Source organism: Salidesulfovibrio brasiliensis JCM 12178 (genome assembly GCF_001311825.1).
GTDB lineage: Bacteria > Desulfobacterota > Desulfovibrionia > Desulfovibrionales > Desulfovibrionaceae > Pseudodesulfovibrio > Pseudodesulfovibrio brasiliensis.
The window spans coordinates 31,176-45,323 of the sequence record NZ_BBCB01000003.1 but is presented as its reverse complement, the minus strand read 5'-3'; the positions used below and the strand labels follow the sequence as shown (position 1 = coordinate 45,323).

Here is a 14,148-nt window from a genome sequence, read left to right as displayed (position 1 = left end):
TGGCAGGGGCCTTTTTGCCAGGAGAGGGGGGAAGGCCGGGGCCGGATCCGACCTTCCCCAATGGGAGAGCGAGGTTCTTTCCAACGCCTTTCCGAACACACTGTACAAAGCCCGAAGCCGATGATGGTTACAGGGGCTTGTCAATTGTGAAAACCTGCGGACACGTTCTGACCGTGCATTGTTGTATCGCCAGACACTCCGTGATACCTATGAGTCCGGCCGCAACAAGTGGGTATAATCAATGGTTCTCGGATCACTCGGCATCATCAGCGGGCTCACCGAAGCCCCCCTGCACCTCGCACCCTTTCTGGACGAGATTCCGGTGGGCGTGGCGCTCATCGACGGGCAGGCACGCGTACGGCTCGTCAACAGGGCCTACAAGACCCTCACCGGCTTCGGGCGCGAAGAAGTCATGGGCCTTCCCTGCATGCACGCCCTGCGCTGCCGCTTCTGCACGCAGGGATGCCGCGTGCTCAAAGGGCTAAAGACCTTTGAGCCAATGACCCGGGAAACCGACATCATCAACACCGAGCGACAGCTCATCCCCATCCGGCTGACCGTGGCCCCGCTGCTGAACGCCGAAGGCGAGCCCGTGGGCTTTCTCGAAACCGTTCAGGACATGCGACAGGTCTCGGAACTCAGCAATCAGGCCTCGCGGGCATACAGCCTCGGCGGGATCGTCGGCAACAGCCCGGAGATGGACAAGCTCTTCCAGATGCTGCCGGGCATCGCCCGCACCGACTCTTCCGTGCTCATCACCGGCGAGACCGGCACCGGCAAGGACATGCTCGCCGAGGTCATCCACCAGAACTCGGACCGGGCAAGCGGCCCGTTCGTCAAGGTCAACTGCGGCGCGCTGCCGGAAACGCTCCTCGAGTCGGAACTCTTCGGCCACAGCAAGGGCGCGTTCACGGGCGCGGTGGAGGACAAGCCCGGCCGCTTCCGCATGGCCCACGGGGGAACGCTCTTCCTGACGGAAATAGGGGACCTGCCTCTGCCGCTTCAGGTCAAGCTGCTCTCCTTCCTCGACGACAAGGTCATCTATCCGCTGGGCAGCACCGAAGGGTTTCACGCGGACGTGCGCGTCATCTGCGCCACGCACCGCGATCTTCGGCTGATGGTCAATGAAAGACGCTTTCGCGAGGACCTGCTCTTCAGGCTGAACGTCGTTCGCCTGCACCTGCCGCCGCTGCGCGAACGCGGGGACGACATCCCCATGCTCATCAAGCATTTTCTTACCACCTATACCAAGCGCTTTCACAAGGAAATCAACGGGTTCTCGGCACCGGCCAAGCAGCGACTGCTGCAATACCGTTACCCCGGCAACGTGCGCGAGCTGCGAAACATCGTGGAGTATGCGGTCAACTTCTGCACCGAGCAGGACATCCAGCTCCACCACCTCCCGGAATACCTTGTGGAATCACCCATCTCCCCCATGGCTGGCGACAGCAGGGAAGAGCCAGGCGCAGGGCCGCGCATGGCCCCGGCTGACACGTCGGATACGTGGGAAGATCTGGAGAAACGCATGATAATGGACGCCCTGTTGCGGGCAGGCGGACGCAAGGGCCGGGCCGCGGAAATCCTCGGCTGGGGGCGAAGCACGCTCTGGCGCAAGATGAAACGCCACGGCATAAGCGACTAGAGGGACGGCAATGGCTGAAAAAGTACTTATTCCCCTTTACGAGAACGAAGTGGCTCCCCGCTTCGATCTGGCCACCGAAGTCCTCGTGGTCCACGTGGACCGCCGCAACGACGGCTCACCCCGGGCCACCGAAAAGGTAGTGGTTCTTTCCGAAGCCTCGCCGGAAGAGCTCTGCCGCATCATCATCGCCGACGGCATGGACGCCGTGATCTGCTCTGCCATCGAGGAAGAATACCATCAATACCTGATCTGGAAAAAAGTCGCGGTGTTCGACAATGTTCTCGGCCCGGTGGACAAGGTTCTGTCCTATTTCCTCGAAGGCCGACTTGAAAGCGGCACCATCCTGTACGATTGCCCCCTGTAGTTGTCTCAATTTGTTTCATTATGTTTTGAGAATTATTTCTCAAATCGTTTCGCTTTGTTTCACTTCGGTTCCCTGCACCATTTTCCCCAACTCGCAAAAATCATTATCCACCTGTAAAAACAGGACATAAGACTCTTGGCACCCTCATTGCTCAAGAAGGGCGGTCGTGCGCCGAACGGCAAACGATCTTCTGGTGGCCGTCCGCGGGGGGCGGCGGAACAGATTAACCGGGGAAGACATGAGCGATCTCAACGTACTGGTCGTCGAGACTGACGAAGAATTCGGAACCCACCTGAGCCAGCGGCTCGCGGCCGAGGTGCACCGTGAACGTGGCGGGCGGCGCGGAAGGCGTCGGCGCGCTCGCGCACGACTGCGACGTGGACGCGGTCCTGCTCGACCTTGGCGGCTTCGGGCGTGAAGGCCTGAAGATCATCAAGGATGTCGCAGAGACATGCCCTGAAACACGTGTTATTCTGCTCAGCAGTTCGAAGGACGTGGCCTTGTCCATAGAGGCCATGAAGCTCGGAGTGTTCGACGAAGTCTCCGTTCCCGTGGACGTTGATGCTCTCATGGACAAACTTCTGGCGGCCCGCAAGCTCCGGCGTGGGGCCTAGGTCCGCTATTCATACACAAGGGGGATGAGTGTGAACTCAATGAAGGTTAGAGATCTGATGATACCGCTGTCCGAGTACACTACCGCTACGGGCAAGGAAACGCTTCAGGAGCTGTTCAACATGCTGGACAACTCCATTCCCGAAGGCCTTTCCCGACCGCACCGTGATGTGCTCGTGGTCGACGAATCCGGTGACCTGCGCGGAAAGCTTTCCATTCTGGACGTGTTCATGGCCCTTGAGCCATCCTACGCCAAGATGGACACCACCGCCAACGGCCAGATCCTCACCGGCGACTACGTCAGGAAGATTTTCAACGAATACGACCTCTGGTCCTCGTCGCTCAAGGAAGCCTGCAGCTACGGCGCGGAACGCAAGGTCGAGGACGTGATGCACACGCCCGCCAAGGAAGAGTTCATCCAGGCCGATGAGACGCTCGATCTGGCCCTGCACGCCTTCATCATGGGCGTGCATCAGCCGCTGATCGTCATGGACGGCAAGGAGGTCGTCGGCGTGCTGCGCCTCGGCGACGTGTTCGACACCCTTCGGGAATCCATTCAGGCCTGCAAGCTGTAGGCGGATACCCAGAGAATTTTTCTGAATAAAGGAGACTGACAATGGATGCCGCACAGGCCGCCAAGCCATCTTTCAATTGGAAGCGCCTCATCTTCATGTTGCTGGGCGTTTCGCTATTTACCTTTGTATACATGGCCCCGCCCTGGCCCGACGCCGTCGACCCCATGGGCAAACACTTCATCCTGAGCCGTGAAGGCAAGGGCGCCATCGCCATCTTCCTGCTCGCCGGGACATGGTGGGTGTTCGAAGTCGTGCCCATCGGCGTGACCTCGCTTGCCATCGGCGTTTTGCAGGCCATGTTCCACGTGCGCGACGCCAAGGTCGCCTTCAAGGACTTCATGGACCCGTCCGTCCTGTTCATCTTCGCCTCCATCATGATCGGTCTGGTCTTCACCAAGACCGGCCTGACCAAGCGGCTGGCGTACAAGATGCTCATGGTCGTCGGGGAAAAGACGAGCCGAATATACCTCGGGGTCTTCGTGGTCACCGCCGCGCTGACGCACATCATGGCGCATACCGCCGTGGCCGCGACCATCTACCCGCTGCTCATCGCCATCTACGCCCTCTACGGCGAAGGCGACAAGCCACCAAGTTCGGCAAGGGCCTGTTCATGGGCATGGCCTTCGTGGCGGGCGCGGGCTCCATCGTGACCCTGCTCGGCGCGGCCCGAGGCGCGGTCGCCCTCGGCTTCTACACCGAGATCGTCAACAAGGACGTCTCCTTCTTCGAACTCAGCTACTACATGTTCCCCATCGGCTGGCTCATGACCTTCCTGCTCTGGGGCTTCTTCATGGTCTTCTTCAAGCCCGAAAAGGACCGCATCCCCGGCCTGCGCGAAAAGGCCAAGGAGCTCAACAGCCGTCTCGGCGGCATGACTCGCAACGAAATCCTCGCGGCGGTCATCGTGGGCGGCGTCATCGTGCTGATGTCCCTGCGCTCCTTCGTGCCCGCGCTGGGAGCCATCGACAAGACCGCGCTGATTCTGTGCTCCTCCATCGCGTTCTACATCTTCAAGATTCTTGACCTCAAGGACCTTGAAGACATCCCGTGGAACATCATCCTGCTCTTCGCGGGTGCCATGTCCATCGGCTTCTGCCTCTGGGAGACCGGCGCGGCCAAGTGGCTCGCGGTCAACTGGCTGGGTATGTTCCAGGAAGCACCGGGCTTCGTGTTCATCATGGGCATCTCCTTCTTCGTCATGATGATGACCAACTTCATCATGAACGTCGCGGCGATCGCCATCTCGCTGCCCGTTGCCCTTGTCATCGCACCCTACCTTGGCGTTGCACCGGAAGTCATCCTGTACTCCTCCCTCGTGGTGGCAGGTATGCCCTTCCTGCTCCTCGTGGGCGCGGCCCCCAACGCCATCGCGTACGACTCCGGCCAGTTCACCACCGGCGAGTTTTTCGCCTACGGTGTACCGGCAAGTATAATGCTCATGGCCGTCGTCGCCGTTGCGGTGGTTGCAATTTGGCCAATCATGGGCATGCCCATTTACCTTCCTTAATCAAAACGATATAACCACCGGGCGGTCTCACTAGGTAGTGAGGCCGCCCGCCACTATTCAACCGCCCAAAAACAAGGACGGAAACCGTGAAATACCTCGATAAGCTCATCGACAGAATCATCCGGCGCGTGAACGCCAACCTGCGCAAGCCCCTGCTTGACGTCAGCCCTTACGTTCACGGGCTGATTCCCAGCGAATCGCACGCCCAATACTACGCTTTCTACTCCCTCGACTGCGAACGGACCAACCTGTTCCGCTTTGAAGGCTCCAGCCTTGCCGGAACCTACTTCCTCGGCAAATGCGAAGTGCTTGATTCCGTGCTGTACAAGAGCGACATTCGCGGCGACGAACTCAAGAAGAAAGGCGACAAGGTCGACATCGCAGGCATCACCATCCCGCTGCGCGAAGACGAGAAGTTCCACATTCGCGACAGCTTCCTGATGAAGACCCTGGTCCACTGCCACGCCAAGGACCCGCAGAATCCGGAACTCTTCAAGATCCACAACACCGTGGCACTGCATTTCTCCAACATTCACGGCACGTCCCTCAACGGCGTATTCCTCGCACCCTTTGCAACCATCGACCTCTCCGTGGCCCACGACTGCGCCCTCGGCGAGTTCTCCTACGTGCAGGCGGGCGAAATGCTCCATACCCGCATCGATCCGGGCCGTGTCTGGGTCAAGGCCGAGGGAGCCTTTGAATGGAACTACCAGTACCCCAAAGAAGCACTGGCCGAATACATCAACATGGACGACAAGGGCCGCCCCTCCGGCGTGTTCATGGACTTCCTCGACGAGCGCAAGGAAGACTTTGTCCCGGTCTACGCCACGGTGGCCTTCGAGCATGACCTCGATGTGCCCGAGAACTCCAAGGTTTCTCCCTACGCCATGATCAAGGGCGACGTTACCGTGGGTGAAAACGTGCTGGTGGCCCAGCGCAGCTGGATCGAGGACTCCTACCTCGGCAAGGGCGCCAATGCGCAGGAGCACTGCTACATCATCAACTCCCACTACGAAGGAAACAACGTCACGGCGCACGGCGGCAAGGTCATCAACTGCCGCATGGGCACCAACACCTTCGTGGGCTTCAACTCCTTCCTGCGCGGTCTCGAAAAGTCCCCGGTGGAAGTGGGCAACGGCTGCATCGTCATGCCCCACACCATCATCGACGCCACCGAGCCCATCAGCATCCCGGAAGACCACCTCGTCTGGGGCCTCATCAAGACAGCCGCAGACCTGGACACCCATTCCATGTCCCTTTCCGACTTTGCCAAGCTCAAGGGCCAGTTCCAGCTCGGCAACATGACCTTCGAAGGCATCGGGGCCAAGTTCGTGGAAGGCTTCGGCCACCGCATCGAGCACATCCTCGAACTCAACGGCGCATTCTACGACGGCAACGGGGAGAACAGCGGACACGCCCAGAACAACCGGCGCGTCTCCTACAACATCCTCATGCCGTTCACGCAGGGCGACAGGCAGGGCCTGTTCCCTTCGCTTTCCATTGCACCGTTCGTCCCGACCGACGACTAAACCATATAATCATTCAATAACCTAAGGAGATGGTGCGGCCATGACTCTCGGTCAAGCATTCAAAGCCAACATGCTGGGTAACGCCCCGACCTGGTACAAGCTCTGCATCCTGAGCTTCCTTATCATCAACCCGATCATCTGGTACCTGGTGCCGGACGGACACTTCATCGCCGGGTGGGTTCTCATTGCGGAATTCATCTTTACACTGGCGATGGCTCTCAAGTGTTACCCCCTGCCCGCAGGTGGTCTTCTTGCCATTCAGGCCGTGGCCATGGGCATGGCGCCCGCCGAAGCAGTCTATGAAGAGGCGCTGCACAACTTCCCGGTGATCCTGCTGCTGATCTTCATGGTGGCGGGCATCTACTTCATGAAGGACCTCCTGCAGTACACCTTCACCAAGCTGCTGGTGCGCATCCAGTCCAAAGTCGTCATCTCGCTTCTGTTCAGCTTCGCGGGCGCGTTCCTGTCCGCGTTCCTCGATGCCCTGACCGTTACCGCGGTCATCATCGCGGTGGCATACGGGTTCTACAACGTCTACCACCGCTGGGCATCGAACAAGGACATGACCTGTTCGCACGACCTGTGCAGCGATGACGAAGTACAGATGAACCGCGATGACCTGCTTGAGTTCCGCAAATTCCTGCGCAACCTCATGATGCACGGCGCGGTGGGTACCGCCCTCGGCGGCGTCTGCACCATCGTGGGCGAACCCCAGAACCTGCTGATCGGCCACGAAATGGGCTGGCACTTCATCGACTTCTTCATTGAAGTGGCCCCCATCTCCATGCCCGTCCTGATCGTGGGCCTGCTGACCTGCTTCACGCTGGAAAAATTCAAGCTCTTCGGCTACGGCGCCCAGCTGCCCGGCAACGTCCGCTCCATCCTGCTCGAGCAGGCCATTCGCGACGAAGAAAAGGCCGGCATCAAGGGCCGCGCCCGTCTGTGGGTTCAGGGCCTCGTCGCGATCTGGCTGGTCATCGGTCTGGCGCTGCACCTCGCCGAAGTCGGCATCATCGGCCTCTCGGTCATCGTGCTGCTGACCGCCTTCAACGGCATCATCGAGGAACACCAGCTCGGCAAGGCGTTTGAAGAGGCCCTGCCCTTCACCGCCCTGCTTGTTGTCTTCTTCGCCATCGTCGCGGTCATCCACCACAACCACCTGTTCAAGCCGGTGGTCGAATACGTGCTCGCCATGAGCGGCCACGTGCAGCTTGCCGCCTACTACGTGGCAAACGGCGTGCTCTCCATGATCTCGGACAACGTGTTCGTTGCCACCGTGTACATCTCGGAAACCAAGATGCACTTCACGCAGGTGCTCTCCGCCATGCCCGGCGTGGAAAACGGTCCGGCCCTCATGGACCAGCTGACCGACCCGAAGAACTACCGCGCGGACGTCATCAAGACTCTGCCCGAAGGCATTCAGGACACCGTCGCCGCCACCATGCACCAGTTCGACAAGCTGGCCGTGGCCATCAACACCGGCACGAACATCCCGTCCATCGCCACCCCGAACGGTCAGGCCGCGTTCCTGTTCCTGCTCACCTCGACGCTGGCACCGGTCATCCGCCTCTCCTACGGCCGCATGGTCCTGCTGGCGCTGCCCTACACCGTGACCATGAGCATCACCGGCCTTGTTGCCACCTGGTACATGAACGAAACCCTGCACTTCTTCGGCTTCTAGCTGATACCGCATACAAGCAAAAAGCCCCGCCTCTTGGCGGGGCTTTTCTTTTGCGACTTGTGCCACTGATTATTCTTATCCTTTTCTTTCAAGTGATGTATGCATAAAAAACGCAGCACGGCCAAGCGCGAAACGAGACAGTCTCACCTCTGACGCCGCTTGACGAACCGGGACTCGGCAAGCCTGCTCGATACACGCAAGGAACGATAATGAAGAAAATATTGTGGTCACTGTTGATAGTCGCCGCTCTGGCCGGTTGCTCCACCGGCGACTGGCGCACGGCGAGCCGGGAACCGGCCGGGATCGCGCCCGATCCCGCAACGACACAGGAAGCAGTGGTTCAGGTATATGCCGCTCCCGCGTGGGGTTGGCGAGGCTGGTTTGCCGTCCATACGTGGATTTCTGCCAAACGCACTGGCGAGGACAGCTATACCGTGTATGAGGTCGTTGGCTGGCGGGAGAAACGCGGGCTGCCGGTGGTGCGCATCGAGCGTGACGCCCCGGACCGATACTGGTTCGGCGAACGCCCGGAGTTGCTGGCCGACCAACGGGGCGACGGTCTCGACGCGATCATAGACAAGATCGACGCAGCGGCGAAAGACTACCCGTGGGCAGACACCTACAAGGCCTTCCCCGGCCCCAACAGCAACACCTTCACCGCCTGGATCATCAACAAAGTGCAGGAGCTCGACGTGAGCCTTCCCTTCTCCGCCATCGGAAGCGGCTACGCTGACTGATTCAGACGCGTATCGGCGCTACTGCCAAACCCTGCGGACTGCCTCGGCCAAGGCTGCCACGGCCGGGTCCTGCGCCCGAGTCTTGAGATAGGTGAAGAGAATATTCGTGGTGAAGTCCCGGTCTTCGAGGCAGATGATCACCTTGCCCGCTGCGGCTGCTGATTCGGCCTCGTCCTCGCGCATGACCGAAAGCCCCTTTCCGGCGGAAACGAGCTGTCGAATGATATCTTCCGAGTCCACTTCGATGCGGTTTTCCGGGTCCGTGGCAAACAGCTCCGCGTTTTCGGCCAGAATGTTGCGGAACGGACAGTGCGTTGCGGGCCAGATCCACGGCAGCTTCAGCAGCTCCTCGGCAGAAAGCCCTTCGACCCGCTCGGCCCAGTGTGCGGGCGCCACCACGTTCAGGCGCGACTTGGCCAGCACGTCCGTGGCAAGGTCATCGAACGGCGAGCCGTAAAAGATGAACCCGCCGTCCAGCCTGCGGCCCCGCACATCGCGCAGAATGCCCTCGGTGGAGGTCTGCACGAAGTGCAGCTTCAGACCGGGATGAATCTCGGAAAGAAGCTCTATAAGCTCGGTCACGCGGAGGAACTCCGAATCGGTGTTCAACCCAACCCGCAGATCGCCGGAAAGCTCACCGGCCAGCCCTTTTGCCACCGCGACCATATCCTCAGCCTCGACAAGGATGCGCTGGGCGCGCTCAAGCAGCAAGGCTCCGGCTTCGGTCAGCACCATGCCGCGCGGGGTGCGGTTGAACAGGGCAAGGCCAAGAGCTTCCTCAAGCGACTTGATATGCGCGCTGACCGCAGGTTGGCTGGCGTACAGCCGCGCCGCCGCCCTTGTCAGGCTTCCTTCCTCGGCCACGGCCGCAAACGTTCTGAGCTGATAGAGTTCCATTATTTTCCCATAAACAAGATTTGAGGCATCGGTTTTTCCGAAACCTACCCTCAATCATTACAATTAGACCGAAAAGAGGAACGTCCGTAAGGTGTGACTCGTTCCGGTTGAGCAACTCATCTGGACACCCGGTCACGCCCACCCCTCTCCTTGGGCGGGGCCAGCTTCATCGCGGTGCCGCGAACACCGCCGAGGCGACAAAGGGGAAGTCTGCCAGGACTTCCCCTTTTTCATGCCTACTTGCCAGCCACTTCCACAGCCTTTTTGAAGCCTTCGGCGCTGCGACGAATCACGTCCTCGCCCACGCAGAAAGTCAACCTGAAATAGCCGGGATAGCCGAAGCCCTTGCCGGGAACGGCGAGGATGCGCTGCTCCAGCAGGATGTTGGTGAACTCCACGTCGTCCCCGCCGGGCGCTTCCGGGAAGAAATAGAAGGCTCCCTTGGGCATGGTGTATCGAAGCCCTGCGGCATCGAGCACCTCGGCCATGGCCTTGCGGCGGGCGTCGTAGATGGAGATGTCCACCTGCGAACCGAGCGAGCCGGGTAGCAGGCGCTGGCCCAGCGCGGGCGCGTTGACGAACCCGAGGATGCGGTTGCTCATGACCAGCCCTGCCAGCAGGGTTTCCGCGTCCGGCATGGCCGGATTGACCAGCGCGTAACCGACGCGGGCACCAGCAAGGCTCAGGTTCTTGGAAAAGGACGAACAGACCACGGTGTGCGAATAAAGCGGCAGCAGGCTCGGCACATCCACGCTGTCGTATGCGAGGAACCGGTACGGCTCGTCGGAAAGCAGGAAGATGGGCCGCTCGCGCCCCTCGCTGTGCCGGGTCAGGACCTCGGCCAGCTGCTCCAGACTCTCGCGGGAGTAGACTGCGCCGCTTGGGTTGTTGGGCGAGTTGATGAGCACCACACGGGTCTTTTCCGTGATGGCCGCGTCAATGGCGTCGATGTCCAGCTCGAAGGTCAACGGCTTGGCCGGAACCGGCTTGAGCACCGCGCCGTGGTTTTCGCAGTAGAATCCGTATTCCACGAAGAAGGGAGCGGGAACGACCACCTCTTCGCCCGGGTCCATGACCGTGCGCAGGAAGGCGTTCAGCGCGCCCGCCGCGCCGCAGGTGATGACCAGATTCCCGGCAGGAACGTCCGTCCCCTGCTCTTTGGAAACATATTCGGCCAGCGACTCGCGCACGTCCGGGTACCCGAAGTTCGGCATGTAGCCGAAAGCAAAAGGCTCACCGGCCTTTTCGGCCATGCCGCGCAGTCCGTCGGCAACCGAAGGCGGCGGCGGCAGGTCGGGGTTGCCGAGGCTGAAGTCACAGACGTTCTCCTCGCCGTATTTGGCCTTGAGCTCAGCGCCTTTCTCGAACATCTTGCGAATCCAGGACGCTTTGTCCATATAACCGTGTATTTGCTTGGAAACCAGTTGCATCAAATCTCCTTGGTTTGTTCGGTCCCGGAAGGATACGGGAAAAGCCCTGCGGAATAAAGTCGCTTTGGAACCAATTTAAGGGGGTTCTTCCCGTACATATATATGGTAAGGATAGGTATGCGAACGCTTCACCGCTACCTAGTCGATCATGAGGACCAGCTCCTCGAAAGAGTACACGCGTATGCCGAACGTTTCGGGTACGCCAAGTACGCATCAACACATGCGGAAGACTGGCGCCTGTCCGTCTCCGGACTGACCGAGGCCATCGGTCAGGAAGCAGCGGAGATGGAGACGCCGCCTCCTCTTCTGCCGGAAGAGGATTACGAAAGCGACCCCCTGTGCGCGTTCGCCATCAGGGAGGCCATCCGGCACCGGGAGCGAGGTGTCTCGCTGACCATGTTCCTCGGGCTGTTCAAGTACTATCGTCAGGCATACCTTGACCTCATCGCGGACGACCCGGACCTCGTGAGTGAAAAACGGACCCATTACTCGGACACGCTCAATGCGTCCTTCAGCCGAATCGAAATGGGATTTCTGCAGGAGTGGTGTTCCCACGCGGACCGTGACCACCTCGCAGAGCTTCAGCGGCGCAACCGAATCGCCACCAATGAAAAGAACATGTTTCTCTCGCTTCTGGAGAGCCTGCGCCAGCCGGTAATCCTCATCGGCACGGACGACACCCTGCTCTATGTTCACTGGACCCTTTCCGAACTGAAGCAGCGTCCCGGCAACTCATACTACTGCAGCATCGGGGAACGCGGTCCAAAACGGGAGCCGGATGCGCGAAAGGCGTCCGAGGTCTTCCCATGGTTGGCCGTGGATCTGCGCGACTTCAGCAAATCCGAGGACGAGGAGCGCACCGTGGTGCGCGAAGTCTGTCTGGAAGAAGGCCCGCGCTTCATGGAAGTCTCCATGACCCGGATGCTCGACATCAGCGACAAATACACCGGCACGGCCATCCTGATGAAGGACATCACCGAGGCCCGCGAAAACTACTCCAAGGAAATCACGCAGCAAAAACTTGCTTCGCTCGGAGAACTTGCCGCAGGCATCGCCCACGAGATCAACACACCCATCCAATACATATCAAGCAACCTTGAATTTCTTGGAACCGTCACAAAAAGCATGAGCGGAGAGGAAGCGGAGGAAATGCGCGAGGCCATTGCAGAAAGCATGGAAGGCGCAAACAAAATCGCTGAAATCGTCAACTCCATGAAGCGTTTTGCCCATGGCGGGGAGTGTGCGTTGCAGGAAGCAAACCTCAACGATGTCATCACCGACACGGCCACCATCAGTCGCAATGAATGGAAATACAACGCCGAACTCGCCCTCGATCTCGACGCAGAGCTTCCGCCTTTGGTTTGCAACTGCGGGGAGATCGGCCAGCTATTGCTCAATCTGATCGTCAATGCGGCGCAGGCGGTGGAAGAAAAATTCGCCCTTACTGGCGACAAAGGCAAGATCGTCGTGCGCAGTTCGCACGACGACGAAGGCATTCACGTCAGCGTTTCCGACAATGGCATAGGTATTCCCGAAGAGCACAGGGAGAAGGTTTTCGAACTCTTTTTCACCACAAAACCCCCGGGAAAGGCTCGGGACAGGGGCTTTCCATCGCCAACTCCGTGGTCAGAAGACACGGCGGCAGCATATGTGTGGAGTCTGAAGAAGGGGAAGGGACAACCTTTACGGCCTTTTTGCCGTATGAACACGACCCGGAAAACGAACGCGAGACTCTCGAAAACCTGCCATAAATGGCACGCTTTGGGGCTGAGAAACAGTCAGCGGTTGCCGTTTTTTACGATCAGAATCCGTGCCGAACGTGCTCGTTGTCGCGTCTGTTGACGAACTGAATGTAGCGATAACCGCCCTTCAACTGCGACTCTTCGAGCAACCTGTACCCCTCGTCCCGGCACGTATCACAGGCACCTTGCGGAATTTCCACGCCCAGACACAACGGATTATTGGTCGAACGGGTTTCGATTTTCAAAAGCCCTCTGCAGTCGTTGCACTGCCGGACCATTTCGGTCTGGGCTTCAGTAATGCCGTCCACATCGTAGTAAATGTCCTTGTGCCGGACGAACCAGCCACCGGAAATCACGCCGTCGCGGGACTTTTCCGAGCCGTCAAAGGGTGGCGGATTGAAATATAATTCTGGGAAAGACGCGCACATTTCGCTGATGTACTTGACGATCCTCGGGTCCTGCCGAACGGCATCGGGAGTGAAGTCCGGTTCGCGTATGCCTGAAAAATCCATCCCGGCCATGGCCATGCAGATGCCGAGGTTCACGTACGGCAACGCCCCCTGAATGGCGTAGCCCCCCTCCAGCACCGCGATATCCGGCTTGAGCATGGCGTTCATGCGCGCATAGCCCTGCGCCGAAAGGTTCATGTTGGTAATCGGGTCCGTGAAATGATTGTCCTGCCCTGCGGAATTGATGATGAGGTCCGGGTTGAAGTCATCGAGAATGGGCATGACGACCTGCTCCATGACCTCCAGAAAACCGTCATCAGACGTGCCGGGCGGCAGGGGAATATTCAGATTCCTGCCCCGCGCCTGCGGTCCGCCGAGCTCGTTCGGAAAGCCGGTTCCGGGGTACAGGGTGCGCCCGTCCTGATGAACCGAGATGAACAGCGTGTCCGGATCGTGCCAGTACACGTCCTGCGTTCCGTCCCCGTGGTGGCAGTCCGTATCCACGATGGCGACCCGTTTCGGACCGTACTTTTCGCGGATATACTCCAGCATCACGGCTTCAATGTTGATGTTGCAGAAGCCGCGCGAACCGTGAACGACCTTCATGGCGTGGTGCCCGGGCGGTCGAACCATGGCAAAGGCGCGCTCCTTCTCGCCGCTCAGAACGAGGTCTGCGGCACGCATGGCACCGCCTGCGGAGACCATGTGCGACCGCGTGGCAACGGATGAAACTTCCGGAAAACAGAAATGGACGCGCTCCACATCATCAACTCCGGCCACCAGTGGCTTGTACTCGTCAATGCCTTCCACATCGAAAAGCCCTTCCTCGCGGAGTTGGTCCTGCGTGTAGAGAAGGCGCTCCTCGCGCTCCGGATGCGTGGGGGATATGGCCCAGTCAAAGGCCGGGAAAAAGATTATTCCGAGCGAATTATCTGCCTTGAGCATGTCGACTCCCGCCGTGACAGGCTGTGGAAACGTTCACT

11 protein-coding genes and 1 pseudogene are annotated in these 14,148 nt (G+C 59.5%); 9 read left to right on the top strand and 3 right to left on the bottom strand.

Translation table 11 applies throughout. From position 1 onward, the window contains the following. Positions 1-241 precede the first annotated feature (241 nt). From JCM12178_RS02280 to JCM12178_RS02245, 8 genes and pseudogenes are all read left to right on the top strand, one after another. Positions 242-1,642: a sigma-54 interaction domain-containing protein gene (locus JCM12178_RS02280; protein WP_054648399.1), complete on the top strand. Its 1,401-nt coding sequence runs from the start codon at positions 242-244 to the stop codon at positions 1,640-1,642. 10 nt (positions 1,643-1,652) lie between these two features. Next, the gene (locus tag JCM12178_RS02275) at positions 1,653-2,006 is read left to right on the top strand and encodes a NifB/NifX family molybdenum-iron cluster-binding protein (protein WP_054648397.1); all 354 of its coding nucleotides are present in this window, start codon (positions 1,653-1,655) and stop codon (positions 2,004-2,006) included. 323 nt (positions 2,007-2,329) lie between these two features. Continuing rightward, a complete protein-coding gene (locus JCM12178_RS02270; protein WP_054648395.1) occupies positions 2,330-2,620 on the top strand; it encodes a response regulator in 291 nt (96 codons plus the stop codon). Positions 2,621-2,677: 57 nt separating this feature from the next. Next, positions 2,678-3,193, top strand: coding sequence for a DUF294 nucleotidyltransferase-like/CBS domain-containing protein (locus JCM12178_RS02265; protein WP_083465688.1), 516 nt, complete (start codon positions 2,678-2,680; stop codon positions 3,191-3,193). 41 nt (positions 3,194-3,234) lie between these two features. Then, positions 3,235-4,700, top strand: a pseudogene (locus JCM12178_RS02260) (SLC13 family permease). A gap of 86 nt (positions 4,701-4,786) precedes the next feature. Beyond that, a complete protein-coding gene (locus JCM12178_RS02255) occupies positions 4,787-6,229 on the top strand; it encodes a transferase (protein WP_054648391.1) in 1,443 nt (480 codons plus the stop codon). Between the two features lie 40 nt (positions 6,230-6,269). Continuing rightward, entirely contained in the window at positions 6,270-7,910 is a 1,641-nt protein-coding gene (gene nhaB, locus JCM12178_RS02250) for a sodium/proton antiporter NhaB (RefSeq protein WP_054648389.1), read from the top strand. A gap of 209 nt (positions 7,911-8,119) precedes the next feature. After that, positions 8,120-8,647 (top strand): DUF3750 domain-containing protein, encoded by a 528-nt coding sequence (locus JCM12178_RS02245; protein WP_054648387.1) that lies wholly within the window; start codon positions 8,120-8,122, stop codon positions 8,645-8,647. Positions 8,648-8,665: 18 nt separating this feature from the next. Here JCM12178_RS02245 and JCM12178_RS02240 read toward each other — a convergent pair whose 3' ends face one another. Both JCM12178_RS02240 and JCM12178_RS02235 read right to left on the bottom strand, forming a co-directional pair. Beyond that, on the bottom strand, positions 8,666-9,544 hold the full coding sequence (locus JCM12178_RS02240; protein ID WP_054648385.1) for a LysR family transcriptional regulator: 879 nt from the start codon (positions 9,542-9,544) through the stop codon (positions 8,666-8,668). Between the two features lie 236 nt (positions 9,545-9,780). Then, positions 9,781-10,974 carry a pyridoxal phosphate-dependent aminotransferase gene (locus tag JCM12178_RS02235; RefSeq protein WP_054648383.1) on the bottom strand — a complete coding sequence of 398 codons (1,194 nt, stop codon included), beginning with the start codon at positions 10,972-10,974 and terminating at the stop codon, positions 9,781-9,783. A 117-nt stretch (positions 10,975-11,091) separates the two neighbouring features. On the opposite strand from JCM12178_RS02235, the gene JCM12178_RS02230 reads away from it, so the two are divergent. Further along, on the top strand, positions 11,092-12,816 hold the full coding sequence (locus JCM12178_RS02230; RefSeq protein ID WP_054648381.1) for a sensor histidine kinase: 1,725 nt from the start codon (positions 11,092-11,094) through the stop codon (positions 12,814-12,816). Here the strand turns inward: JCM12178_RS02230 and JCM12178_RS02225 are convergent. Continuing rightward, positions 12,776-14,110 carry a histone deacetylase family protein gene (locus JCM12178_RS02225; RefSeq protein ID WP_054648379.1) on the bottom strand — a complete coding sequence of 445 codons (1,335 nt, stop codon included), beginning with the start codon at positions 14,108-14,110 and terminating at the stop codon, positions 12,776-12,778. The genes JCM12178_RS02230 and JCM12178_RS02225 overlap by 41 nt on opposite strands. Positions 14,111-14,148: the final 38 nt, after the last annotated feature.